Raw genomic sequence first — 25,593 nt, 5'->3', positions numbered from 1 at the left:
CCTGGTCGGGCTCACCGCGACTGTCCGCGCACTTGGGTCAGCGCAGGAGGTGAGGGACGTCGACCAGGGGCCCGGCAGCCCCACGGCAGATCGCCCACCGGCGGACCGAACACCTGCGGACCGCCCACCGGCGGATCGCTCGTGGCTCGTCGAGGAGCTCACGACCGTCCGTCAGAACTCCATCGCCACCCTCCGCACCTTCTCCACCACGATGCTGACCGTCAGCACCGGTGGCATTGCGGTGTACTACACCGTCCTGGAGTACCTCGACCCGGAAGGGCTCGCGCCGGAGTTCCGCTGGATCGCTCTGCTGCCACCACTGCTGCTCGTGCTGGCAGCAACCGCCTACGTCTGGAGCCTGCGGCCGACGCTCGACTCCCCCGACGAGGCGGGCTACGCCGACTCCCGCCGGAGCTACCTGCTGCGCACCCAACGTCGGGTCACCGTGGCGACCGGGTTGCTGCTGGCCGCAACGGCCGCCAGCACCGCACTGTGGGGGGTGCTCCTGTGGACGTGATCGTGGACCTGGGCTCGGGACCGTGCGGCCCGGGCGGCCGCACGCTGGCCGACCTCGTCATGGAGTGGGAGCGCGAGACGGGGGCCGCGGCCGCGGTGCTCGTCGCCGACGACGCCACCGGTCGCGCGCGCATGGGGGATCGCACCGTCGAGCTGTGGACCGCGGTGCAGATCCTCCAGTGGCTGACGCGAACCGATGTCGGCAGGCATCCCGCCAGACCCCTTCTCCTGCTTCGCGCGAACACTGGGCCGATGGTGGCAAGGCACGTGGCCGTGGACGACGCGACCGGTCGCATCGACCTCGACGACTCCGCCGAGTCCGCCGAGCCGGACGGCCGCGGCCGGTCGACCACGCTGGGCGACCTGGCGACGATTCTCGTCGCCGCCGTACTCCCGCGTGCGGTCGCACCCGACGACTACGGCAGGGAGAAACCACGCGCGCCACAGGAGGCGATGCCGTGGAACATCTACGACCCGAGAATCCTCGAGTATGCGGCACCGCCCGGACTTCCGGTCGAGGTCCTCTGGCGTCAGCTCTTCGACCAGACGATGACGCCGTGGATGTGCCTGCTCAACGCCGACGCACTGGAGGACGTCACCCGCATCCCCTACCGGCAGTCCCTTGCCCCGCCGCAGCTGCTCGAGGCGGTGCGGACGGTCCTTCGCGCCGGCGGAGGTTTCATCGACGGCAAGAGCCGTCCGGCCGCCCTGTCGCTGGGCGTGGACACGGGTCGTGGCGGGCACGTCGTCAGCGCTCTGTTCTCCTACGACGGCCGCGTCGGCTTCATCGACCCCTGGGGCGGTCGGTCGCTGCTGTGCGAGGAGAACAACACCCTCGGGATCAAGGCGGCGCGGGACCACGACATCACGCATCCTGGGTACTGGACCATCACCGAGGAGGAGTTCCTCCGGGTGGCACGGTTCGCGATGGTGCCGTCCTTCGCATGGGCCAGAGCCAACGGGATCGAGCAGCACGTCGGCCTGGCCGACGCGCTGCGCGCGTTCGGCACGACCACGGCGGAGCTGCCACCCGAACCGTTCCGCGAGGACGCCACCCTCCGTGGCTTCACGATCACCGGCCGGACGGGGGACGCACAGCTTCGGTGCATCACGGACTCATCGGGCCTGGTGAGATGGACAGACCTCCGGCTGAGCACCCGGCTGCTCTCCCCGTCGCACTCGGTGGACGGCGGACTGCTCGTTGCGAACCTCCTCGAGGCCTTCACCCCGCCGGCCGACCGGACGGAGATGCACCCGTTGAGCCAGGCGCTGGCGATCACCTCCGCGGCCGCTGCGGCGACGGGGCCAACGCCCGCGGCCGCCGACGCGGGCCGCCGGACACTGGCCGAGGGAGCGCCGCACCTCACCGGCATGCTCGCGAACGGGTTCGACGCCATCCTCGGCTCGAGCCCCGGAGCACTCGTCCCGCTCTTCCTCACCAGTCTCATCGTCTCGCGCGAGTCGGCCGAGGACCTCGTCGTCGTCGAGCTCCTCACCGGGTTCGGACGCCTGGAACCACAGAGGTGGCGGCTACCGCCCCGAGCCGAGGCTGCCCGCTGAGCGTCGGCGAGCAGGCTCGCTCCACCGCGGCATCCGAGACCCTCATGCGGCGCGCGAGACCGTCGCGGTTCACACGACCGTCGCGCGGCACCCGAAACCCTCGCGTAGCACCCGAAACCCTCGCGCGGTCCGCAAGATTCTCACGGTGCCCGCGGCCGAACGGGGCTCTGCACCCAGGCGCAGAGCCCCGTTCCATCACTCGCGCACGGAGCCGGTCGGCCCCGAGCCACGCAGCAGCGGTCAGAGGTTCGCGGGACCCGCGACCTCCGCGGACTGCTCCGCCTTGCCGAGCCGCTCGGTGCGCAGCTGCTCGAGCACGTCGCGCTCGGCGTCCGCCTCACCGTCCGGCTGCGCCTCGAGCATCCGCATCATGCGCTGCTCGGCCTGCTCGGCGAACTGCCCCTGGAGCTCGCCGCGCACCCGGTTCTCGCCGACGGCGACGGACTCGTTGCCGGTCCCCGCGAGGTTGCCGCGGATGATGTTGTCCGACACCTCGGCGAGGCCGGTGGTCCCGGAGATCAGGACGTTGCCGCCCCAGACGCTCGTGCCGTACTCGCACTCCGAGAGCGCGCCGCCGGCCCCGAGCTGGACGCCGACGCCGTTGCTCGCGAAGGTCGCGTGCCCGTCGACCTCGCTGCCGCACACCGTCGCGCCGAACTCGGCGCCGGTGACGGTCAGGGTCCCGGCGACGACCGAGTCGACGACGTCGGTGTAGAGCGTGTCGGTCGTCTGCACGAACCGCTGCGCGACCGTGCTGTCGAACAGCACGGAGCCACCGGTTGCCGCGACGCGCCCGTTGAACGTCGCCCCCTCGGTCCACAGGAACGTCTCGGGGTTGACGTCGGCAGTGGCGGTGTAGGCGTTGACGTCGGTGTAGTCGAGGTAGACGCCGAAGGCGCCACGGTTGACGACGTTCCCGGCGACGGTGGACTCCACGAGGTCGAGGTAGCCCTCGCTCTGGACGGCGACGTTGCCGTTGACGGTCAGCCCGCTCGCGACGAGGTCCGCTCCGGCGGCGACGCGCACGTTGCCGGTGACGACGACGTCGTCCAGGGAGCACGCCTTCCCTGCCGGGACGAGGAGGTCACCGGGCACGGTCACGCCGGCGGCCTCACCCACGCAGTGGGTGGTCAGGGCGGCCTGTGCGGGGCCGATCGCCCCGAAACCCGCGAGCGCCAGTCCTCCGATCAGGACGCTGGTCAGTCTCTTTCGCATCGTTTTCTCCTAGTGCTGAGACGAGATACCCGGGCAGGACGCAGCGGCGACCGGTGCGCTGGGCGGTGGACGGTGGGAGTGGCACCGTGGACTCGTCTGGCTCCGCGGAGACGGGCCTGGCGCTGCCGGTACCTCACCGGCAGCGCACCTCGAGCGCGTGACTGTTGACCTCATCGGCACTTCTGCCCCGTTGACGACATCGCTGTCGGGGCACCCCCGACGGAGAGTCAACAACCAAATACGAAAATCGGCAACCCCCTTTGATCGCCGAGTACGCAGAAGCGCCACTTGACGGAACAACAGAACACCCACCATTGACATCCGATGACCTGCTTTTGCTTGACGTTCATCAGAAGTGGCTCTACGGTCGGGGTGTTTTGGTGAATGCCTCAGAGCCTCGGTAGTCGCAGCGACGCGCGCCATCGCACGTCGTCGTCGGGGGAACCTACCGACGGGGTGCGCGACCGAGGTGTCTGCCAAGCCGGGGGAGCTCAATGACTGACACCGCACACCGACCCGCCGAGGGCGGGTTCTCGCGACGCGCCATGCTCACGGGCGCCGCCGCCGCCCTGTTCGTGCCGGCGACCACCGCCGCACTCGGACCGTCCGCCGTCGCCGCCGTCCCGCCGTCGAGCGCACGGCTCGCCGCGAACGGCCCACCGGGGACGGTCCACCGCAAGACGATGTACGTCGAGGACCTCGGCGGCGGCCAGGTGGGCTACGGGCTCGAGCCCGGCAAGGCCACCATCCCGGGCCCCGTCCTGGAGATGTACGAGGGCGACACGATGGAGATCACGCTCGTCAACACGACGGACCGTGACGTCTCCATCCACCCCCACGGGGTGCTGTACGAGACCACCTCCGACGGCTCGCCCATGAACAACTCCTACAACCGGCCGGGTGAGACGCGCACGTACGTCTGGCGCACCACCGGCGAGAAGTCCCTCGGCCGGTTCAGCCGTCCCGGGACGGCGGGGTACTGGCACTACCACGACCACGCCATGGGCACACCGCACGGCACCGGCGGGCTGCAGGCCGGCCTGTACGGGGGGCTCGTCGTGCGCCGTCGGGGCGACATCCTCCCCGACAGGCAGTTCACCGTGGTCTTCAACGGGATGCTCATCAACAACAAGACCGCGCCGAACACCCCGATGTTCGAGGCGAACCACGGCGAGACCGTGGAGTTCATCTGCATCGGCCACGGCGACATGTTCCACACGTTCCACCTCCACGCGCACCGCTGGGCCAACAACCGCACGGGCTACCTCGAGGGCCCGCGCGACCCCAGCCAGATCATCGACAACAAGGACCTCAACCCGGGCGAGTCCTTCGGGTTCCAGGTGATCGCCGGCGAGGACGTCGGCCCCGGCGCGTGGATGTACCACTGCCACGTCCAGTTCCACTCCGACGGCGGCATGGCCGGCATCTTCCTCGTCCGCAACGCGGACGGGAGCATGCCCGCCGGCGCCCAGGAGTCCATCGACTGGTTCCACCACCACGAGGGGGGAGGCCACCGCTAGCACGTCAGGTCATCGGCAACACCGCCGACGATGTTGTACTCCAAAGGGGGAGATTTGAGCACGACACGAAGAGACCTACCCGGTAGCCGCCGAGCTGCCCGGACCCGCCGTCTCAGACGCGCGGGAGTACTCACCGCGAGCGCCGGCCTCATGCTCAGCATGACGGCGGCGCCCGCCCTCGCCGGACCAGGAAGCCCGGACACGGCGACGAGCCTCGCCAAGGTCCGCGGCGACGTCGGCGCCCAGCAGGAGGCCGACGCACAGGGCGTCAACGTCCTCGTCTTCCACGGTGACCCGGCCGAGCAGGACGACCCCGTCGTCGAGGCGGCCGACACCATCGCGGCCCTCGGCGCGGAGAACGGCTTCGCCGTCACCACCTCGAGCGACCCGGCGGACTTCACCGAGGAGAACCTCGCCAACTACCGCGGCGTCGTCTTCCTCTCCGCCGAGGGACGCGACCTCGACGGCGCGCAGGAGGCCGCGCTCCAGGACTTCGTCAACGACGGCGGAGGCTTCCTGGGGATCCGTGACGCCGCCAACGCGCAGGACACCTCGCAGTGGTTCACCGGTCTCATCGGCACCCGGCCCGCGGGCACACGGCCGGTCCCGGAGGAGGTCTCCGCGATCTCCGCGACCGCCGAGAACCCGCCCAACGAGGTGGCCGTCAACCTCATCGACGACGACGAGAACACCAAGTGGCTCGCCTTCGAGCCGACGGCCACGCTCACCCTCGAGCTCGCCGAGCCCGCCGTCGTCTCCCACTACGTGCTGACGTCGGCCAACGACTTCACCGGCCGCGACCCGCAGACGTGGACGCTGCAGGCGTCCGCGGACGGTGAGACCTGGGTGGACCTGGACACCCGCAGCGACGAGTTCTCCCAGCGCTTCATGCGCAAGGAGTACGAGCTCGACAACGAGGAGGCCTACGCCCACTACCGGCTGGACATCACCGAGAACGCCGGCGACCCGCTGACCCAGCTCGCCGACTGGCTGCTGTTCACCGACGAGTCGATCGACCCGCCGGAGGTGGAGATCCCGGTGCAGGAGGCGACGGTCAACGTCGTCGACCGCCAGCACCCCGCCAACGAGGGCCTGCCGCTCAACTGGACCCGCTCGGACAAGTGGCACAACTGGGACCCGAACCCGATCGGTGAGGTCCACACCGTCGCCCAGGTCCAGGAGTGGGACTACGACGCGGGCGACACCGGCAACGGCGCGTTCCACCCGATCTCGTGGTGCCGCGACTACGACGGCGGACGCTCCTTCTACACCGGGATGGGCGGCACGGCCGAGAGCTACGCGGAGGACGCCTTCCGCAGCCACCTGCTCGGCGCCATCGAGTGGTCCACCGGCATGGTCCGCGGGGACTGCCAGGCCACGATCGGCTCGAACTACGAGATCGAGCGGCTCACGGAACCCAACGCCGAGGGCGAGCTCGACCAGATCGGTGAGTCTCACGGCCTCAGCGCCGCCCCGGACGGCACGATCTTCTACGTCGGCCGCGGCGCCTGCCCGAGCGGGCCGATCCCCTCGTGGGACGACCCGAACGTGGGCCTGGGCTGCGGCAGCATCCACCAGTGGGACCCGGAGACCGGTGAGGTCACCCTGCTGACCGTGCTCGACGTCTTCGGCAACCGCGGCAGCGGTGGCGAGCTGGTCAAGAGCGAGGAGGGCCTGTTCGGCATCGAGCCGGACCCCGACTTCGCGGAGAACAACTGGCTCTACGTCTACTGGATGCCCTACGACTCGATCGACACCGAGAACCAGGTGGGCATGCGCACGATCTCCCGGTTCACCTACGACCCGGAGGGCCCGGGCATCGACCAGGACACCCGGGTGGACCTGCTCGAGTGGGAGACGCAGATCCACAGCTGCTGCCACGCGGGTGGTGGCATGGACTTCGACAGCGAGGGCAACCTCTACGTCTCCACCGGTGACAGCAACTCCTCCCAGGGCTCGGACGGCTACTCCGGCAACAACTGGACCCAGGAGTTCGCCGGGATCTCCTTCCAGGACGCGCGCCGCACGTCGGGCAACACCAACGACCTCAACGGCAAGATCATCCGGATCCACCCCGAGGACGACGGCACCTACACCGTCCCCGAGGGCAACCTGTTCACGGGGCAGGAGGAGGGCGGCGGCAAGACGCTCGCCGAGATCTACGTCATGGGGCTGCGCAACCCGTCCCGGCTGCAGGTCGACCCCGACACCGACTGGGTGACCACCGCCTGGGTGGGCCCGGACGCGTTCGGCCCGGACCCGGAGCTGGGCCCGGCCAAGTACGAGACGGCGACCATCATCACCTCCGCCGGCAACCAGGGCTGGCCGTACTGCATGGGTGACCGCCAGCCGTACCGCGACCGGAGCAACGAGGACGCCAGCGTCCTCACCGACTGGTACGACTGCGACAACCTGGAGAACACCTCGCCGCGCAACACCGGCCTGGTGGACATCCCCGACGCCCGGGACAACATGATCTGGTACTCCCCCGGCGGGGGCGGCCCGATCTTCCCGCGCGACGAGAACGGCATCCCCAGCTACGAGGAGGACGAGGTCACCTACACCCAGCCCTACCTCCGTGGTGGCGGGCAGGCGATCATGTCGGGCCCCACCTACCGCACCTCGCAGGTGACGGAGGACAGCGACGTCGCGTGGCCGGAGTACTGGGAGGGCAAGTGGCTCATCGGTGACCAGACCAACCCGAACAACCGGGTCGCCGTGACGCCCAACCCGGACGGCATCGAGGAGCAGGCGCCGCCCGCGTTCGCGGAGGACCTGCGCCACATCATCCGCGGCGGCAACGGCAGCAACCAGCTGCAGAGCTGGATGGACGCGGAGTTCGGGCCCGACGGTGCGCTGTACATGCTCGACTACGGCAGCGCGTTCTTCACCCTGCACGACAACCAGAAGCTCATCCGCGTCGTCTACACCGGTGGCCCGGCGACCCCGGTGCCGACCGCGACCGCGGCGAGCGTGCAGAGCGACCCGCTGACGGTGCAGTTCAGCGGATCCCGGTCCGGTGGCGTGGCCTGGGAGTGGGACTTCGGGGACGGCACCACGTCCACCGAGGCCGACCCGCGGCACACCTACGAGCGCGTCGACAGCTACGACGTGACGCTGACGGTGACCTACGCCGACGGCACGGTGGAGACGGTGCAGACCGTCGCCGCCATCGAGTGCGCGGTGCCCGACGCCCGGGACACCGTGTGGATCGGTGACGTCGACACCGGCGTCCCGAACACCGACCTCGGTGGCTGCACCATCGCCGACCTCATCAACGACGAGGGCGAGTGGGACAACCACGGCGCGTTCGTCCGGCACGTCAACGAGCTGGTCCGCCAGCTCCGCAACGACGGCGAGCTCGCCGCGCGTGACGGCGGCCGGCTGAGCAACGCGGCGGCCCGCTCCGACGTCGGCAAGCCCGGCGACACCGGCTACCGGTGGCTGTTCGACGGCACGGCCGAGTCCCTCGAGGACTGGCGGCAGGCCCCGGGCGGGCACTTCGAGCTGCTCGACGGCGGTTCGATCCTCAGCCGGGGTGGTCTCGGGATGCTGTGGTACGAGGCCGAGGAGTTCGAGGACTTCTCCCTCAAGCTGCAGTTCCGCGACGTCTCCGAGGGTGACGCCTACGCCAACAGTGGCGTGTTCGTGCGCTTCCCGGACCCGACTGCCGAGGAGCAGCCGGAGTGCGGGGAGGGCCAGTCGGAGGCGTGGGTGGCCATCAGCTGCGGCCACGAGATCCAGCTCTACGACGGTCCCACCGGTGAGCCGCAGAAGACGGGGTCGGTGTACAACTTCGACCCGGTCGGGCTCGACGACGCCGGTGTGACCCCGAAGGGTGAGTGGAACGACTACGAGATCCGCGTCGTCGGGCAGCAGTACACGATCCTGCGCAACGGCGAGGTCATCAACGAGTTCGAGAACTCGCCCGGCCAGGAGTCGTCGCGCGCCGGCGACCCCCCGACGGATCTGCGGCAGTTCGCCAGCGGGTTCATCGGCCTGCAGAACCACGGCAACAACGACCTCATGGAGTTCCGCAACGTCCGCGTGATGGACCTGTCCTAGGTCGCCGACCGGTGCGGCGGGCGGACCTCGCCCGCCGCACCGGTCCCCCCTGTTCCTGAGCACTGAAAGGTGCACTGCTCTCATGTCCCAGCACGTCATGTCCCCCAGTACCGACCAGCCCCGAGCACAGCGTCGGGGAACCCTCCGCCGGATCGTCGTCGCCCTCCTCGCCGCGCTGACCGGCCTCACGCTCGTCCCGTCGACCGCCACCGCCGCGGACCAGGTCCTCACCTGGACCGCGGGCAACAGCGTCACCGACTACCTCACCGTCCCCGACGGCGCGGTGGCCGGGACCGCGACGGTCATCTTCGACAACAGCGTCGATGCCGGGAACACCACCGGCATGCCCCACACCCTCACCTTCGACACGTCCACGCCCGGCTACAACCACGACGTCGACCTCAACATCGTCGCCAACCCGTACGACGCGAACGGCGGGTACTACGAGGCCGAGATCACCCTGACGCCCGGTACCTACCGCTACTTCTGCGCCATCCCCGGGCACGGGATGATGGTCGGTGAGCTCGTCGTCACCGACGGCGGCGGCGGCGAGCCGGACCCCGACACCACCGCACCCGAGGTCTCCGCCGAGGTCACCGGTGAGCAGGACGCCGACGGCAACTACATCGCCACCGCCTCGGTCACCCTCACCGCCACCGACGCCGACTCCGGCGTCGACACCGTCGAGTACAGCCTCGACGGCGGCGAGTACACCACCTACGACGCACCCATCACCGTGGACACGCTCGGTGAGCACACCGTCGGCTACCGGGCCACCGACGTCGCCGGCAACACCGGCGAGGGCTCCGTCTCCTTCACCGTCGTCGAGGAAGGGGGCGGCGAGCCGGACCCCGACACCACCGCACCGGTCGTCTCCGCGGAGGTCACCGGTGAGCAGGACGCCGACGGCAACTACCTGGGCTCGGCCTCGGTGACCATCAGCGCCACGGACGCCGACTCCGGCGTCGACACTGTCGAGTACAGCCTCGACGGCGGGGAGTTCACCGCCTACTCCGCACCCGTCGTCGTCGACGAGCTCGGTGAGCACACCCTCGACTACCGCGCCACGGACGTCGCCGGCAACACCGGCGAGGGCTCGGTGACGCTGACGATCGTCGAGGAGGGGGGCGGCGAGCCGGACCCCGACACCACCGCACCGGACGTCTCCGCGCAGGTCACCGGTGAGCAGGACGCCGACGGCAACTACATCGGCTCCGCCTCTGTGAGCATCACCGCCACCGACGCAGACTCCGGCGTCGAGATGATCGAGTACGCCGTGGACGGTGGCGAGTACACGCACTACCACGCGGCGATCACGCTCTCCGAGGTCGGCGAGCACACCGTCGACTTCCGCGCCACGGACGTCGCCGGCAACATCGCCGAGGGCTCGGTGACGCTGACGATCGTCGAGGAGGGCGGCGGCGAGCCCGGCCCCGACATCACCGCACCCGAGGTCTCCGCGGAGGTCACCGGTGAGCAGGACGCCGACGGCAACTACATCGCCACCGCCTCGGTCACCCTCACCGCCACCGACGCCGACTCCGGCGTCGACACCGTCGAGTACTCCCTCGACGGCGGCGAGTTCACCGCCTACTCCGCACCCGTCGTCGTCGACGAGCTCGGTGAGCACACCCTCGACTACCGGGCCACCGACGTCGCCGGCAACACCGGCGAGGGCTCCATCGCCTTCACCGTCGTGGAGGAGGGCGGCGGCGAGCCGGACCCCGACACCACCGCACCCGAGGTCTCCGCCGAGGTCACCGGTGAGCAGGACGCCGACGGCAACTACATCGCCACCGCCTCGGTCACCCTCACCGCCACCGACGCCGACTCCGGCGTCGACACCGTCGAGTACAGCCTCGACGGCGGCGAGTACACCACCTACGACGCGCCCATCACCGTGGACACGCTCGGTGAGCACACCGTCGACTTCCGCGCCACGGACGTCGCCGGCAACACCGGCGAGGGCTCGGTGACGCTCACGATCGTCGAGGAGGCCGGCGGCGAACCGGGCGACTGCTCCGACACCCGGGCGACCGTCGTCGTCGGTGACATCGACACGGGCGTTGGCAACGCCGACATCGGTGACGGCTGCACGATCAACGACGTCATCGACGAGGACGGCGACCACGCGACCCACGGGCACTTCGTCCGGCACGTCGTCGAGGTCGTCCGCCCCCTCGCCGACGACGGCGTCATCACCCACCGGGAGGCCGGGATGATCATCCAGGTCGCCGCCCGCTCGGACGTCGGAAAGTAACTACCTGACGGTACTCCGACCCCCACCCGGGCCTCGTCGAGAGCGGGATTGTGTCCAGGACACAATCCCGCTCTCGACGCATGTGGGGCGCGGGGCGACCGGGCAACGCAACGCACGCCCCACCACCCACCGACAGCAGGATTGCAACAACCCCGCTCTCGACACATGAGGGACGCGGGGCGACCGGGCAACGCGACGCACGCCCCACCACCCACCGACAGCAGGATTGCAACAACCCCGCTCTCGACACATGAGGGACGCGGGGCGACCGGGCAACGCAACGCACGCCCCACCACCCACCGACAGCAGGATTGCAACAACCCCGCTCTCGACACATGAGGGACGCGGGGCGACCGGGCAACGCGACGCACGCCCCACCACCCACCGACAGCAGGATTGCAACAACCCCGCTCTCGACACATGAGGGGGGCGGGGGGCGGTCGGGGTCAGGCGGGGGCGTCGGGGGTGCGGAGCTGGATGCCGAAGATCGCCGGGGGCGTGGGGCGGATGGTGGACGCGGGGTAGCTGGGCGGCCGCGTGCCCTCGAGCCATGGTGGCCCCGCCCAGATCCGCCACTCGCGGCCCTCCGGCAGGGCCAGACCACTCGTGACGAGCCTGGCCTCCCCCGCGTCGGCGAGCTGCTGCCGCACGGTGGGGGCGACGTCGTCGGGGACGAACCCGACGATGAGGTTGCGCCACAGCGCGACGACGCGGCCCTCGGCGCCGGCGTCGAAGGTGAGCTCGACGGGCACCACGGCCCGGGCCGACTCGGCGCGGGTCAGCGCGCCGAGGATCGCGTGCTGCATGGCCGGCGCCTCGGTGACCCAGAACCCGCTGCCGAGGTCGGCCGCGAGCTCCGGCGTGCGCCGCCGTCGGAAGATGCTCACCGCGCCATTGTCGCCGAGCCCGCTGCCGCCGTCACGCGGCGTGCCGTCACGCGTCCTGCGTCACGCGGCCCCTCCCCCGGCGCCCGTCGACCCGCGCTCGACGATCCGGTAGGGCATCTCGAGGCGCTCCGGCGGGCGGTCCGGGTCGGCGATCCGCCCGACGAGCCGCTCCACCGCAGCCTGCGCGATGAGGCGCCGCCCGGCGTCGACGGTCGTGAGCGACGGCGTGGAGTACCGCGCCTCCTCGATGTCGTCCCAGCCGATGACGGCGACGTCGTCGGGCACCCTGATCCCGCGCACCTGCAGCTCGTGCAGCGCCCCGAGCGCGAGCGCGTCGTTGAGGGCGAGGACGGCGTCGGGACGCGCGCCGGTGTCCAGCACCTGGGCCATGGCGCGCGCACCGGTGTCGCGGTGCCAGAACGTCGCCTCGCCCTGGAGGTCGGCATCCGGCTCGAGGCCCGCGTCCGCCAGCGCCGCGAGGTAGCCCCGGAGCCGCAGCCCGGCGGAGCCCCCGACCTCCCCCGGGTGCACACCGAGCACCGCGACCCGCCGTCGTCCCTTCTCGAGCAGGAACGTCGTGGCGGCGCGGGCGGCCTGGACGTTCTGCATCGTCACGTGGTCGAAGCGCTCGGTGAAGATGCGCTCGCCCAGCAGCACGAGCGGCAGGTCCCCGGGAAGCTCCGGCTCGTGCTCCTGGGTCAGCCCGAGCGGGCTGAAGATGAGGCCGTCACCCACCCGCAGACCGTCGCGCAGGACCTCGCGCTCGCGCTGGGGATCGGCACCCGTGCGCTCGATGAGCACCCGCAGCCGCTGGTCCTCGGCGGCGTCGATGATCTCGTCGGCGAGCTCGGCGAAGTACGGCAGCGCGAGCTCCGGGAGCGCCACGCTGATGAGGCCGGTGCGGCCTCGGCGCAGGTTCCGCGCCGACGTGTTGAGCCGGTACTCGAGCTCGTCGACCGCGTGGAGCACCCGCTCCCGGGTCGCCGGCCGGATGTAGGGGTAGTCGTTGAGCACGTTGGAGACCGTCTTGACCGACACCCCGGCGAGCTCGGCGACGTCGCGCATGGTGGCCGCGCGCCTCCCCACGGCCCCCTGCCTTCGCCCGTCGGTCACACGTCGATGAGGAACATGCTCCAGGAGGCGGCCGGCAGGACCGAGCGCAGCTCGCCGTCCTCGACCGTGGCCTCGTGCGGGAGCGGGCGGACGCGGTCCGGGTCCTCCTGGGTGTTCGCTGCGGTGCGGTCGGCGTCGTGCATCGAGACGGCCCGCACGGTCCCCGCGGGCGCGAAGTCCCGGAGCGGGACACGCAGCTCGGTGGCCTCCTCGGGGTGGCGGTTGACGACGAAGACGGCGAGCGTCCCGGTGTCGGCGTCGTGGGTGGCCACGCAGTCGAGGGTCGGAACCTCGCCGTGCTTGGCCGTCGTCATGGTCGGGGCCGTGACGGTCGGACGGATGACCTCCCCCCGGGCGTGGCGGGCCATCTCCGCGAACGGGTAGAAGATCGACTGCCGCCACGCCGGGCCGCCGGGCTCGGTCCGGATCGGGCTGATCGTGTTGACGAGCTGGGCCTGGCAGGCGGCCGTCACCCGGTCGCTGTGCTGCAGCAAGGTGATGAGCAGGGAGCCGACGACGACGGCGTCGAGCACGGTGTAGGCCTCCTCGCTCAGGCGGGGGGCCACCGTCCAGTCCTCGGGGACGGCGAGCTCACGCTGGTACCAGACGTTCCACTCGTCGAAGGAGATGGTGATCTTCTTCGAGGAGTTGAGGCGCGCGCCGACGTGGTCAGCGGTGGCGACGACGTCGCGGATGAAGGTGTCCATGTTGGTCGAGGACGCGAGGAAGCTCGCGTGGTCACCGTCGACGAGCTGGTAGTAGGCGTGCGCCGAGACGTAGTCGACCACGTCGTACGCCTCCTCCAGGACGGTGGTCTCCCACGTGCCGAACGTCGGCATCTCACGGCCGGAGCTCCCGCAGGCCACGAGCTCGAGACCGGCGTCGAACTGGCGCATGGCGCGGGCCGTCTCCGCGGCCAGGCGCGCGTACTCCTCCGGGGTCTTGTGGCCGAGCTGCCACGGCCCGTCCATCTCGTTGCCGAGGCACCACATCCGGATGCCGTGCGGCTCGCGGGCTCCGTGCGAGACGCGGAGGTCGGACAGGTGGGTGCCCGAGGGGTGGTTGGCGTACTCGAGCAGGTCGACGGCCTCGGCGATGCCCCGCGTGCCGAGGTTGACCGCCATCATCGGCTCCACCCCCGCTGCCCTCGTCCAGGCCATGAACTCGTTGAGGCCGAACTCGTTCGTCTCGAGCTGGCGCCACGCGAGGTCGAGCCGCCTGGGCCGCTCGTCGACCGGGCCCACGCCGTCCTCCCAGCGGTAGCCCGAGACGAAGTTGCCACCGGGATAGCGCACCACCGTCACGCCCAGCTCCCGGACGAGCTCGAGGACGTCCTGCCGGAAGCCGTTCTCGTCAGCGCTGGGGTGGCCCGGCTCGTAGATCCCGGTATAGACGCAGCGGCCCATGTGCTCGACGAACGAGCCGAAGGTCCGCGGGTTGACGCGCGCGACGCGGAGGTCGGGGCGGACGACGACGGTGGACTCGAGCATGCTGTCCCTCTCGGAGGAGCCGGTGGTCGGAGGGGCGCGGGTGCCACCCTCACGCCGCGCCCTCGCCTCTGCACTGATGTCTACATCGATGTAGAACACCGTGTCAACGCGTCCGGTCGGCCATGTCACACGCTCCTGCGCGGCGACAAAGGCGCACCGGGTGGCACGACGATGCGGTGCCCACGGGCGTCCTCGCTCCCATTCCCCCGCCGTGCTCGACGGCGACGTCGGGGCTCAGGTGAGCGGGTCGCGGACGGTGCCGTCGGGGTGGCTCTCCAGGACGCCCGTCGGTGCCGGCGCCGGCTCCGGCGCGCTCGGGACTGCCGCGACCCACGCTGCATCAGCGGCCGTGACTGTGACCACCAGGGCAACCGCGGCGGCGACGTAGACGAGTGCGGCCGAGACGGCCGGCCCGAGCCGTGACCGCGGTTGGGCGTCCCGGTCCAGGAGGCGGGCGAGCAGCGCCGGAGCCCACCCCCAGACGACACCCCAGTGAGCGGCGCTGAGCAGCAGCGTGTCGGCGAGCGACGACGGCATCGTCCGCTCGACCAGCGCCTGGACGACCGCCACCACCACCGGCACCGCGGCCACCGCGGCGCCGGCGAGCACGCAGCACATCCAGTACGCGGCGACGGCGGTGAGCGCCGGGGCCTCTCGGCGGCGGACGCGCACCAGCGCGAGGAGCGCGGCACAGGCACCCGCAACCGCGAGCGCCGACAGCCCGGCCATCACGGCGCCCCACGGCGCCGGGGCCGTCAGCTGCGAGACGGGGACGGTCTCCGGGGCGAGGAGGTGGTCGACGACGCGGCTCACCAGGCCCGCCGACCGACGGCTCCACAGCTCGAGCCCGGCGCTGAGCAGCCACAGCACGGCGGCGAGGAGCGCGGGCGCCCAGGCCCGGAGGAGTCGCACGCGGCCGACGGTAGCGGCTCGCAACGGGCTGCGGGGAGGGAATCGTCGCGCCGCCCCACCGCCACTAGCCCATGTCAGGACCCAGGCGTACCGTCGAAGCAGGCATCAACCGAGGAGACCCCCATGGCCCGCACCTGGCACCGCTGGCTCCCTGCCGGCGCCGTCGTCGCGCTCATCGCCGGCACCGTGACGCTGACGTCGCAGGCCGGTGCGGTCGACCTGCCCGACAAGTCGCCGCAGGACGTCCTCACCATGCTCGCCGAGCACGAGGTCGAGGCCTTCTCCGGCACCTTCGAGACCACCTCCGAGCTGGGCCTGCCCATGCCGGCCGACCTCGACCTCGGTCCCGGTGGCCCCGACCTCGACGACGCGGAGCTTCCGGCCCCGTCCGGCCCGGACGGAGCCGCCGACGCGATGGCCGCGCTGGAGCTCCTCACCGGCGACAACACCGGCCGCGTGTTCGTCGGCGACGACGGTGCCCGGTTCCAGCACATCGACGGGCTCGACGAGCGCAACGTCGTCGTCACCGAGACCGACGTGTGGTTCTACGACTCCGCGACGAACGAGGGCACGCACCTCGTCCTGCCTGACCCCGCCACCCTCCCCGAGCACGACGTGCCCGAGTACGACGGCCCGCTGCCCACCCCGGAGCAGCTCGCGGCCGCCGCCGTCGCCGCACTCGAGCCCAGCACCGAGATCACCGTCGGTCAGGACGAGAGCGTCGCGGGCCGCGACGCCTACACCCTCACCCTCGTCCCGCGTGCCGAGGAGACGCTCGTCGACACCGTGTCGATCGCCGTCGACGGCGAGACCGGCTTCCCCCTCGGCATCACCGTCACCGCGCGTGGCCAGGCCGAGCCCGCCGTCCACGCGGCGTACACCGACATCGACTTCACCGCCCCGGACCCCGGCCTGTTCGACTTCGCGCCGCCCGCCGGCGCCACCGTCGAGGAGGAGGTCCTCGAGGTGCCCACGGACCTGCCCGCGGCCCCCGACCACGGCCACGGCCGCGGCATGGCGCCGGACCACACCAAGGGGATGGGGCCCGTCACGGGCGGGGAGGTGCTCGGCGAGGGCTGGGGCGCCGTCGTCGTCCTGCCGGCCGGGGACGCCGCACTGGCCCAGCAGCCGATGCTGGACATGCTGCTCGAGCCGGTCGACGGTGGGCGCATGCTCTCCACGGCGCTGCTCAGCGTCCTGCTCACCGACGACGGGCGGGTCCTCGCCGGCGCCGTCACCCCCGAGCACCTGCTGGACCTCGCGGGCCAGTGACCGACCTTGCCGTCGAGACCCACGGCCTGACCAAGCGCTTCGGACGCCAGGTCGCCGTCGACGACCTCGACCTCGCCGTCCCGCGCGGCAGCGTGTTCGGTTTCCTCGGGCCCAACGGCTCCGGCAAGACGACGACCATCCGCATCGTCCTCGGGCTCGCGGCCGCGAGCGCGGGCACCGTCCAGGTGCTCGGCCACGACATGCCCAAGGCGCTCGGCCGGGTGCTGCCCCGTGTCGGGGCGCTCGTCGAGGGACCCGCCGCCTACCCGTTCCTCTCCGGTGAGGCGAACCTGCGCCGCTTCGACGCCGCCGACCGGTACGCGCCGGGCGCGAGCCGGGCCGAGCGCGTGGCCGCCGCTCTCGAGCGGGTCGGCCTCAGCCACGCCGGGAGCAAACGGGTGCGCGCCTACTCCCTGGGCATGAAGCAGCGGCTCGGCATCGCCAGCGCACTGCTCATGCCGCGCGACCTCCTCGTCCTGGACGAGCCCACCAACGGCCTGGACCCGCAGGGCACCCGCGAGGTGCGCAACCTCGTCCGCTCCCTGGCCGACGGCGGCACGACCGTCGTCGTCTCCAGCCACCTCCTCGCCGAGATCGAGCAGATCTGCACGCACGCCGCGGTCCTGCGCAACGGCCGGCTCGTCGCGCAGGGCAGCCTCGACGAGCTCCGCAGCCTCGGCCGGTCGCGCCTGCGCGTCCTCACCCCGGACCCGGCGCAGGCACGGGCGGAGCTCGCCAGACTGGGGCTCGTCGTCCAGGACGACGACGGCGCGGCCGGACCGCGTCGCGGCGCCACCGGGCTCGGGCTGCTGACCGACGACGGCGCCGCTCCCGGCTCGTCCGGCCGGCACCACGGGTCCACCGCCGACGGCGTGACGGGCCCGTCCCGCGACGGCGTCGCCGTCGTCCGCGCCGACCTGCCCGACGACGCGCCCCTCCCGGAGACCGTCGCCGCTGCCCTCGTCGCGGCCGGGATCCGGCTGCGCGGCTTCGGCGTCGAGCAGGACACGCTCGAGGACCGCTTCGTCGCGCTCACCGGGGAGGGCTTCGATGTCGCCCAGTGAGACGACCACCCGCGGCAGCGGTCTGGCGATGCTCGGCTCGGAGCTCGCCCTGGTGCTCCGGCGCCGGCGGACCTGGGCGATGCTCATCGCCCTCGCCGCGATCCCGGTGCTCATCGCCGTCGTCGTGCGGATCGCCTCCGACCCGCCCGCGCCCGGTGAGGGCCCTCCGTTCCTCGACCGCGTCACCCAGAACGGGCTGTTCGTCTCGATCACCGGGCTCGTCGTGACGATCCCGCTGTTCCTCCCGCTCACTGTCGGCGTCGTCGCCGGGGACACCGTCGCCGGCGAGGCGAGCCTCGGGACGCTGCGCTACCTCCTGCTCGCGCCGGTCGAGCGCGGGCGGCTGCTCCTCGTGAAGTTCGCCGGAGCTGCCGTCTTCTGCCTCGCGGCGACGCTGAGCGTCGTCGTCGCCGGGTCACTCATCGGCGCGCTGCTGTTCCCTGTCGGCCCGGTCACGCTCCTGTCCGGCGACACCATCGGCGCCTGGGAGTCGCTCGGGCGCGCCCTGCTCGTCGCGCTGTACGTCACCGTGTCGCTGCTCGGGCTCACCGCCGTCGGGCTGTTCATCTCCACCCTCACCGTGGTGCCGGTGGGGGCGATGGCCGCAACCGCGGTCCTCGCCATCGTCGTCCAGGTGCTCGGCTCCCTCGACCAGCTCGCGTGGCTGCACCCGTGGCTGCTCAGCGAGTACTGGCTCGGCTTCGCCGACATCCTCCGTCAGCCGATCGTGTGGGACTCCTTCGTCGACAACGCGCTGCTCCAGGCCGGTTACGTGGCGGTGTTCGGCGCCCTCGCCTACGGCCGCTTCACCACCCGGGACGTGCTGTCCTGACGGCCTGCGAGGTGCCGGCCGCTTCCGTGTGTCCAACGCCCTGCCCAGGTCCGGCGCCCGGACTGTGGCCAGCGGTCCCCACGACATAGCATGTGCGTTCACCTGCCCGTAGACCCACGAAGGACCATGGACGAATCCTGTAGTACCAGCACCCAGACCGTCAGCCCCACCAGCAGGAGGTGGACGCGATGATCTGGGTGCTCTCCCTCCTTCTCGGGCTCGTCGTCATCCTCGCCATCACGGCGGTCACGGGGTACTTCGTGGCGCAGGAGTTCGCCTACATGGCGGTCGACCGCTCCCGGCTGGCCGCCCGCGCCGAGGGCGGCGACACCACCGCCCAGCGGGCCCTCAAGGTCACCCGCCGCACCTCGTTCATGCTCTCGGGCGCCCAGCTCGGCATCACCGTGACCGGGCTGCTCGTCGGCTACGTCGCCGAGCCGCTCGTCGGCCAGGCGCTCGGCGACGCGCTCGGTGGCGTCGGCGTCCCCACGGGGGTGGGCGTCGCCGTCGGCACGGTCCTCGCGCTGCTGCTGTCGACCTTCGTCCAGATGCTCTTCGGTGAGCTCTTCCCGAAGAACCTCGCGATCGCCCGGCCCGAGCCCGTCGCTCTGTGGCTGGCGCGCTCCACGAACATCTACCTCGCCGCGTTCGGCTGGCTCATCACGGTCTTCGACGCCGCCTCCAACGCGCTGCTGCGGCTGCTGCGCATCGAGCCCGTCCACGACGTCGAGCACTCCGCGACCGCCCGCGACCTCGAGCACATCGTCGCCGACTCCCGCGCCAGCGGTGACCTGCCGGCGGACCTGTCCGTCCTGCTCGACCGCATCCTCGACTTCCCCCGCCAGGACGTCGAGCACGCGATGATCCCCCGCGCCCGCGTCGGGGTCGTCCGCATCGACCAGCCCGTCGCCGAGATCCGCGAGCTCATGGCGACCGGCCACTCCCGCTACCCGGTGCTCGACGCGGAGGACGACGTCGTCGGGGTCGTCCACCTCGTCGACCTGCTGGGCGGGACCGTCCCGGACGACGCGACCGCCGCGTCCCTCCAGCGCCCGGCCCTCGTCCTCCCGACGACGATGGCGCTGCCCGACGCCCTGCGTGAGCTGTCCGTCAGCCGCAACGAGATGGCGTGCGTCGTCGACGAGTACGGCGGGTTCAGCGGTGTGCTGACCCTGGAGGACCTCGCCGAGGAGGTCGTCGGGGAGATCACCGACGAGCACGACGACCCCGAGCCGCCGCCCCTCACCCCGCAGGACGACGGCACGTGGGACATGGCCGGTGACGTCCACATCGACGAGGTGGAGCGCGCCATCGACCACGACCTGCCGCGCGGCGACTACGAGACCATCGCCGGGCTCGTCATCGAGGTCCACGGATCCCTTCCGGAGGTGGGTGACACCATCACCGTCGACCTCCCGTCCGACCCCGCGAACCTCGCCCTGCCCGACCCACCGCCGGACAAGCTCCTCCACGTGGAGGTCCTGGACGTCGAGCGGCACGTGCCCTCGCTTGTCCGGGTGATGCTGGCCGACCGGCCCGCGGACGAGGACGAGGAGGCGGGCCGATGAGCAACCCCTGGGTCGTCGCCGTCGCCACCGTCGCCATCATCGGCCTCAGCGCGTTCTTCGTCGCCGTGGAGTTCGCGCTCCTCGCCGCCAAGCGCCACCGCCTCGAGGACGCAGCCACCGAGAGCCGCGCCGCCCGCGCCGCGCTGCGCAGCTCCACCGAGCTCACCGTCCTGCTCGCCGGCTCCCAGCTGGGCATCACCGTGTGCACCCTGGCGCTCGGCGCCATCACCAAGCCGGCCGTCCACCACTGGATCACCCCGGTGGTCAACGACCTCGGTGCGCCGTACTGGGTGGCCGACGTCGTCGGCTTCGTCCTCGCGCTCGTCATCGTCACCTTCCTCCACCTCGTCGTCGGGGAGATGGCGCCGAAGTCTTGGGCGATCGCCCACCCGGAGAGGTCGGCGACGCTGCTCGCGCTGCCGATGCGGGCGTTCATGGTCCCCACCCGGCCGATCCTCATCGCGCTCAACAGCGCCGCGAACTGGTGCCTGCGCAGGGTCGGCGTCGAGCCGGTGGAGAGCGTCGGCACCGGACAGAACCCGGACGACCTGCGCCACCTCGTCGAGCACTCCGCGAGCGTCGGTGCGCTCGAGGTCGCCTACTCGGCGCAGCTCTCCGGGGCCCTGGACCTGCGCCGCCTCACCATGGCCGACCTCGTCTCCGGGCACTCCGCACCGGTGACCGTGCCCGACGACGCGACGGCGGGCGACGTCCGACGCCTCGCCCACGAGAGCGGGCACCTGCGGGTCCTCGTCGCCGAGCCGGGTTCGCCCGCTCCCACCGGCGTGGTCCACGTGCGCGACACGCTCCTGCTCGACGACGCCGCCCCGGTCGCCGAGCTCGTCAAGCCCGTCTTCGAGCTGGACGCGTCCACACCGCTGCACACCGCACTCACCCGGATGCGGGAGACCTCCAGCCACCTCGCGATCGTCCGCACCGCCGGAGGCGGCGGCGCCGTGGCCAGCCTGGCCGACGTGCTCGCCTACCTCTTCCCGCGGACGACGGCGAGCGCCCAGGGCGGCGCCGGCCGGCCGGTCCCCGGGGGGCGGTAGCGGGGCGCGGGCCGGGGCCGGCACCGGGACGTCGTCGCGGGCTCGTGACCCGGGGCGACGACAAACCCCGCGCCACGCACCCGGCACTGTCCGTATCGTCGTGCTCATGAGCGTGCGGTGGGCCCAGGTCTCGGACGCCCCGGTGGTGGCGCGGCTCCTGCACGACTTCAACACCGAGTTCGACACTCCCTCCCCCGGCCCCGCCGTCCTCACCGCCCGCCTCGAGGAGCTCCTTCCGGACGGGAGGACGACGGCGCTGCTCGCGGGCGACCCGGCCGTCGCCGTCGCGCTCCTCACCTCCCGCCCCAACGTCTGGTACGACGGCCCGGTGCTGCTGCTCGACGAGCTCTACGTCGTCCCCGAGCACCGTGGGCGCGGCATCGGCACGGCCCTCGTCGAGCGCCTCGTGCACGACGCACGCGCCGCCGGGGTGGCGCTCGTCGAGGTCAACGTCGACGAGGGCGACGTCGACGCCCGGCGCTTCTACGAGCGGCACGGCTTCGCCAGCGGCGACGTGGCCCCGGACGAGCGCGCCTTCTACTACTCGCGCGAGCTGCGCCCACCGCTCGGCTGAGGCCGGGGTGTCCGTGCCGTCCGCGCCGGTCCCGCCGCTACGGTGAGGCGGCACCGATCACGAGCGCAAGGACACACATGAGCCTCACCGACCTCCTCCGGGACGGGACGTGGACGACGCCACCGCCGTCCGCCGTCGTCGTCGACGACGAGCTGCACGTGACGGCCGCCGAGGGCAGCGACGCTTGGCGGCACACGTCCTACGGCTTCGTCCACGACACCGAGCACGCCCTGCTCGAGCCGCTGCCGGCGGCCGGCGCCGTCGAGGTGAGCTTCCGGCTCGACTACACGGAGCAGTTCGACCAGGCCGGGCTGTTCCTGCGCGTCTCGCCGACCGAGTGGGTCAAGGCGGGCGTCGAGGTGTCCGACGGCGTGGCCCAGGTGGGCGCCGTGGTCACCCACGGCACGTCGGACTGGTCGGTCGCCCCGGTGCCGGAGTGGGTGGGCCGGCAGGTGACGGTGCGCGCCAGCCGCTCCGGGGACGCGGTGACCGTGCGCGCTCGCGTCGACGACGAGCCCTTCCGCCTCGTCCGGGTCGCCCACCTCGATCCGGGTGCCACCGTGACCGCCGGCCTGTTCTGCTGCGCCCCCACGCGTGACGGGCTGACCGTGCGCTTCACCGACTACCGGCGCACCGAGCCGGACGCGGGGCTCCACTGATGGCGCGCCGGGCGCTCGTCCTCATGGGCCGCGGCCGCTACGAGGACCCGTGGCACGACCACGCCGCGACGTCGCACGTCGTCGCCGGCCTTCTCGGGACGCTGGGCCTCCTCGTCTCGGTGCGGTCCACGTTCCGTCAGTCCTTTCGTGACCTCGCCGACTTCGACCTCGTCGTCGTCAACGCCGGCCGCGGCCGCATCGACCCGGACTTCGACGGCGACGACGCATCCTGGGCGGCCGCGCACGACGCGGTGCGCACGTACGTGGCCGACGGCGGCGCCCTTCTGGGGCTGCACCAGGCGGCCAACACCTTCGGCGACAGCCCCCACTGGGCCGGCCTGCTCGGCGGCCGCTGGATCGACGGTGTCTCCATGCATCCGCCCCAGGAGCTGGCGACCTTCACGCCGGTCGGCGACCACCCCATCACCGCAGGGCTGGCTCCGGTGGTGGCCGACGACGAGCAGTACTGCGAGCTCGTCGTCGCGCCCACGTCCCGCGTCCTGGTCACGACGCACCACGCGGGCCGCGACCACCCGGTCGCGTGGGTCAGCGCCGCCGGACGGGTCGTGTACGACGGTCTCGGCCACGACGTCGGCTCCTACGCCTCGCCGTCCCGCGAGGAGCTGCTGCGTCGCGAGGTGGGCTGGCTCCTGGGGTAGGGCGCGCCTGTCCTGCGCCGCCCGCCTCCGGTGCGTGGCCGGTCGACGGTAACCGCTACGCCCGCGACCGATCGGTGGCGTACCGGTCGAGCTGACCGATGAAGGACTCGGCGGCCGCCAGCTTGCGGGCGAGCTTCTCGCGACGCGTCGTGGCCGCCTCCCGGATGGCGGCCAGCTGCGTGGCCAGCTGGCCGCGCCGCTCGGCAGGCGGGTCGGCCTCCAGCTGGGAGATGACGTCGAGGACGTCTCGCATCTCCTCGAGGGTGTACTCGAGCGGCTTCATCTTCTTGACGAGCTCGAGCCGTGCGACGTCCCTGTCGGTGTAGAGGCGGAAGCCGCCCTCCGTCCTGCTGGAGGGGGTGACGAGGTCGACCTCGCCGTAGTAGCGGATGGTGCGCTGGGACAGGCCGGTCCGCTCGGCGACCTCACCGATCTGCATGTGCTCCGCCATGGGCGTCCCCTCGGGTCTCGGGCGTGATGCCCCCTCGACTCTAGCGACTTGCTTGTCCCGCCTCCGCTCGCCCGGTGCACGCGGCGGTCGGCCATGTGACGCGCCGCGAGGAACGTCACACCCGCGCTACTCTTCCGTTGCGGTAGGGTTTCTCGGGAAGCGCTGAGGACACGCACGGGACGATCGTCCCGCTCGCCGCCCCTGGGTGCTTCGTCTGGCTCGATGGTGCGCCGCCCTTTTTTTGACCGCCGGGCGTGTGACGCCTTCGAGTTCGGGAGAGTTTGTGACCTCACCCTTCGCCGGCCTGCGCCGCAACGGCCGCAGTCCGATGGACCGCCGCAGGGCCCGCACCGAGGACGTCACCTCCGTCATGGGTGCGCTGCGCGACCCCCGCCGGCTGCGCACCGAGGTGCTCGCCGGCCTCGTCGTCGCCCTCGCACTCATCCCCGAGGCCATCTCCTTCTCCATCATCGCCGGGGTCGACCCGCGGGTGGGCCTGTTCGCCTCCTTCACGATGGCCGTCTCGATCGCCTTCCTCGGTGGCCGCCCGGCCATGATCTCCGCCGCGACGGGCGCCATCGCCCTGGTCATCGCACCGGTGATGCGCGAGCACGGGATGGACTACCTCATCGCCACCGTCATCCTCGCCGGCATCATCCAGGTGCTCTTCGCGGTGCTGGGCGTGGCCCGGCTCATGCGCTTCATCCCGCGCAGCGTCATGGTCGGCTTCGTCAACGCGCTGGCGATCCTCATCTTCACCGCGCAGCTGCCCTACCTGCGCGACGTCCCCGTCGCGGTCTACGTCATGGTGGCGGTGGGCCTGGCGATCATGGTCTACCTGCCCAGGCTCACGACCGCGGTGCCGGCGCCGCTGGTGGCGATCGTGGTGCTGACCACCGTGACCGTGGCCTTCGCGATCAACGTCCCGGACGTCGGGGACCAGGGCGAGCTGCCCGACTCGCTGCCCTCGCTGCTCCTGCCCAACGTGCCGCTGACGCTGGAGACGCTGCAGATCATCGGTCCCTTCGCCGTCGCGATGGCACTGGTGGGGCTGCTGGAGTCGCTCATGACGGCCAAGCTCGTCGACGACGTCACCGACACCCACTCCGACAAGACCCGCGAGGCCTGGGGCCAGGGCGCCGCCAACGTCATCACCGGCTTCTTCGGCGGCATGGGCGGCTGCGCGATGATCGGCCAGACGATGATCAACGTCAAGGCCTCCCGCGCCCGCACCCGCATCTCCACCTTCCTCGCCGGGCTGTTCCTCCTCATCCTCGTGGTCGGCTTCGGCGAGGCGATCGGCAAGATCCCGATGGCCGCGCTCGTCGCGGTGATGATCATCGTCGCGGTGTCGACCTTCGACTGGCACTCGGTCCAGCTCTCCACGCTGCGCCGGATGCCCAAGAGCGAGACCGCCGTCATGCTCTCCACCGTCGTCGTCACCGTCGTCAGCCACAACCTCGCCTACGGCGTCATCGCCGGCGTGCTGGTGGCCGCCCTCATGTTCGTCAACCGGGTCGCCCACGTCACCGAGGTCGTCGAGATCGCCCACCCCGACGAGGACACCCGCGTCTACGCCGTCGTCGGCGAGCTGCTGTGGGCCTCGTCCAACGACCTCGTCTACCAGTTCGACTACACCGGCGACCCGCAGAACGTCGTCATCGACCTGTCCCAGTCCCACATCTGGGACGCCTCGACGGTCGCCACCCTCGACGCGATCACCACGAAGTACGAGGCCAAGGGGAAGAACGTGACCATCACCGGCCTCAACGAGGCCAGCGCCGAGCGCCACGCCCGGCTCGCCGGTCACCTCGCCGGCGGCCACTAGACCGACGGCGCCCTCACCGCACGGGCCGGTCCTCCCGGCCGCGCCTTGTGAGTGTGCGCGCCAGACACCATCCTGAGAACATCCCGCCCGACCCGG

At 71.7% G+C, this 25,593-nt stretch carries 20 protein-coding genes; 14 read left to right on the top strand and 6 right to left on the bottom strand.

Translation table 11 applies throughout. The annotated features are described in order from the left end of the window. Positions 1–49: 49 nt before the first annotated feature. Entirely contained in the window at positions 50–517 is a 468-nt protein-coding gene (locus VR894_RS03675) for a hypothetical protein (RefSeq protein ID WP_324649956.1), read from the top strand. Then, a complete protein-coding gene (locus tag VR894_RS03670) occupies positions 508–2,076 on the top strand; it encodes a hypothetical protein (RefSeq protein ID WP_324649954.1) in 1,569 nt (522 codons plus the stop codon). The genes VR894_RS03675 and VR894_RS03670 overlap by 10 nt, the downstream gene beginning before the upstream one ends. A 240-nt stretch (positions 2,077–2,316) precedes the next feature. Here VR894_RS03670 and VR894_RS03665 read toward each other — a convergent pair whose 3' ends face one another. After that, positions 2,317–3,291 carry a hypothetical protein gene (locus tag VR894_RS03665; protein ID WP_324649953.1) on the bottom strand — a complete coding sequence of 325 codons (975 nt, stop codon included), beginning with the start codon at positions 3,289–3,291 and terminating at the stop codon, positions 2,317–2,319. A 494-nt stretch (positions 3,292–3,785) separates the two neighbouring features. Here VR894_RS03665 and VR894_RS03660 point away from each other — a divergent pair, with 494 nt between their 5' ends. From VR894_RS03660 to VR894_RS03650, 3 genes are all read left to right on the top strand, one after another. Then, positions 3,786–4,811 (top strand): multicopper oxidase domain-containing protein, encoded by a 1,026-nt coding sequence (locus tag VR894_RS03660; RefSeq protein WP_324649952.1) that lies wholly within the window; start codon positions 3,786–3,788, stop codon positions 4,809–4,811. Positions 4,812–4,961: 150 nt separating this feature from the next. Continuing rightward, positions 4,962–8,876, top strand: a complete 3,915-nt coding sequence (locus VR894_RS03655; protein WP_324649951.1) for a ThuA domain-containing protein — start codon at positions 4,962–4,964, stop codon at positions 8,874–8,876. An 82-nt stretch (positions 8,877–8,958) separates the two neighbouring features. After that, on the top strand, positions 8,959–11,136 hold the full coding sequence (locus tag VR894_RS03650; protein ID WP_324649950.1) for an OmpL47-type beta-barrel domain-containing protein: 2,178 nt from the start codon (positions 8,959–8,961) through the stop codon (positions 11,134–11,136). Between the two features lie 446 nt (positions 11,137–11,582). Here VR894_RS03650 and VR894_RS03645 read toward each other — a convergent pair whose 3' ends face one another. The 4 genes from VR894_RS03645 to VR894_RS03630 all read right to left on the bottom strand — a co-directional run bounded on the left by VR894_RS03645 (position 11,583) and on the right by VR894_RS03630 (position 15,538). Continuing rightward, complete coding sequence (locus VR894_RS03645) at positions 11,583–12,023, bottom strand: hypothetical protein (protein ID WP_324649949.1); 441 nt, start codon at positions 12,021–12,023, stop codon at positions 11,583–11,585. 60 nt (positions 12,024–12,083) lie between these two features. Further along, positions 12,084–13,088 (bottom strand): LacI family DNA-binding transcriptional regulator, encoded by a 1,005-nt coding sequence (locus VR894_RS03640; protein ID WP_324649948.1) that lies wholly within the window; start codon positions 13,086–13,088, stop codon positions 12,084–12,086. Between the two features lie 44 nt (positions 13,089–13,132). Further along, a complete protein-coding gene (locus VR894_RS03635) occupies positions 13,133–14,626 on the bottom strand; it encodes an alpha-N-arabinofuranosidase (RefSeq protein ID WP_324649946.1) in 1,494 nt (497 codons plus the stop codon). A 234-nt stretch (positions 14,627–14,860) separates the two neighbouring features. Continuing rightward, positions 14,861–15,538: a hypothetical protein gene (locus VR894_RS03630; protein WP_324649945.1), complete on the bottom strand. Its 678-nt coding sequence runs from the start codon at positions 15,536–15,538 to the stop codon at positions 14,861–14,863. A gap of 123 nt (positions 15,539–15,661) precedes the next feature. On the opposite strand from VR894_RS03630, the gene VR894_RS03625 reads away from it, so the two are divergent. From VR894_RS03625 to VR894_RS03590, 8 genes are all read left to right on the top strand, one after another. Then, a complete protein-coding gene (locus VR894_RS03625) occupies positions 15,662–16,810 on the top strand; it encodes a DUF2092 domain-containing protein (protein WP_324649944.1) in 1,149 nt (382 codons plus the stop codon). After that, positions 16,807–17,874 carry an ABC transporter ATP-binding protein gene (locus VR894_RS03620; RefSeq protein ID WP_324649943.1) on the top strand — a complete coding sequence of 356 codons (1,068 nt, stop codon included), beginning with the start codon at positions 16,807–16,809 and terminating at the stop codon, positions 17,872–17,874. The genes VR894_RS03625 and VR894_RS03620 overlap by 4 nt, the downstream gene beginning before the upstream one ends. Beyond that, positions 17,861–18,706, top strand: coding sequence for an ABC transporter permease (locus VR894_RS03615; RefSeq protein ID WP_324649942.1), 846 nt, complete (start codon positions 17,861–17,863; stop codon positions 18,704–18,706). The genes VR894_RS03620 and VR894_RS03615 overlap by 14 nt, the downstream gene beginning before the upstream one ends. Positions 18,707–18,894: 188 nt before the next feature. After that, positions 18,895–20,274, top strand: coding sequence for a hemolysin family protein (locus VR894_RS03610; RefSeq protein WP_324649941.1), 1,380 nt, complete (start codon positions 18,895–18,897; stop codon positions 20,272–20,274). Further along, on the top strand, positions 20,271–21,326 hold the full coding sequence (locus VR894_RS03605) for a hemolysin family protein (RefSeq protein WP_324649940.1): 1,056 nt from the start codon (positions 20,271–20,273) through the stop codon (positions 21,324–21,326). Before VR894_RS03610 ends, VR894_RS03605 begins: the two co-directional genes overlap by 4 nt. A gap of 106 nt (positions 21,327–21,432) precedes the next feature. Next, positions 21,433–21,900 carry a GNAT family N-acetyltransferase gene (locus VR894_RS03600; protein WP_324649939.1) on the top strand — a complete coding sequence of 156 codons (468 nt, stop codon included), beginning with the start codon at positions 21,433–21,435 and terminating at the stop codon, positions 21,898–21,900. 77 nt (positions 21,901–21,977) lie between these two features. Beyond that, entirely contained in the window at positions 21,978–22,559 is a 582-nt protein-coding gene (locus VR894_RS03595) for a DUF1349 domain-containing protein (protein ID WP_324649938.1), read from the top strand. Next, positions 22,559–23,218, top strand: a complete 660-nt coding sequence (locus tag VR894_RS03590) for a ThuA domain-containing protein (protein WP_324649937.1) — start codon at positions 22,559–22,561, stop codon at positions 23,216–23,218. The genes VR894_RS03595 and VR894_RS03590 overlap by 1 nt, the downstream gene beginning before the upstream one ends. A 55-nt stretch (positions 23,219–23,273) precedes the next feature. Here the strand turns inward: VR894_RS03590 and VR894_RS03585 are convergent, their stop codons facing one another. Continuing rightward, positions 23,274–23,669 carry a MerR family transcriptional regulator gene (locus tag VR894_RS03585; RefSeq protein ID WP_324649936.1) on the bottom strand — a complete coding sequence of 132 codons (396 nt, stop codon included), beginning with the start codon at positions 23,667–23,669 and terminating at the stop codon, positions 23,274–23,276. Positions 23,670–23,997: 328 nt separating this feature from the next. On the opposite strand from VR894_RS03585, the gene VR894_RS03580 reads away from it, so the two are divergent. Beyond that, complete coding sequence (locus tag VR894_RS03580; RefSeq protein ID WP_416380807.1) at positions 23,998–25,497, top strand: SulP family inorganic anion transporter; 1,500 nt, start codon at positions 23,998–24,000, stop codon at positions 25,495–25,497. Positions 25,498–25,593 lie beyond the last annotated feature (96 nt).

The sequence above is a fragment of the Georgenia sp. H159 genome, assembly GCF_035607575.1.
Lineage (GTDB): Bacteria > Actinomycetota > Actinomycetes > Actinomycetales > Actinomycetaceae > Oceanitalea.
Note: the sequence above shows the minus strand (reverse complement) of the source record. Positions and strands in the feature narration are given on the sequence as shown.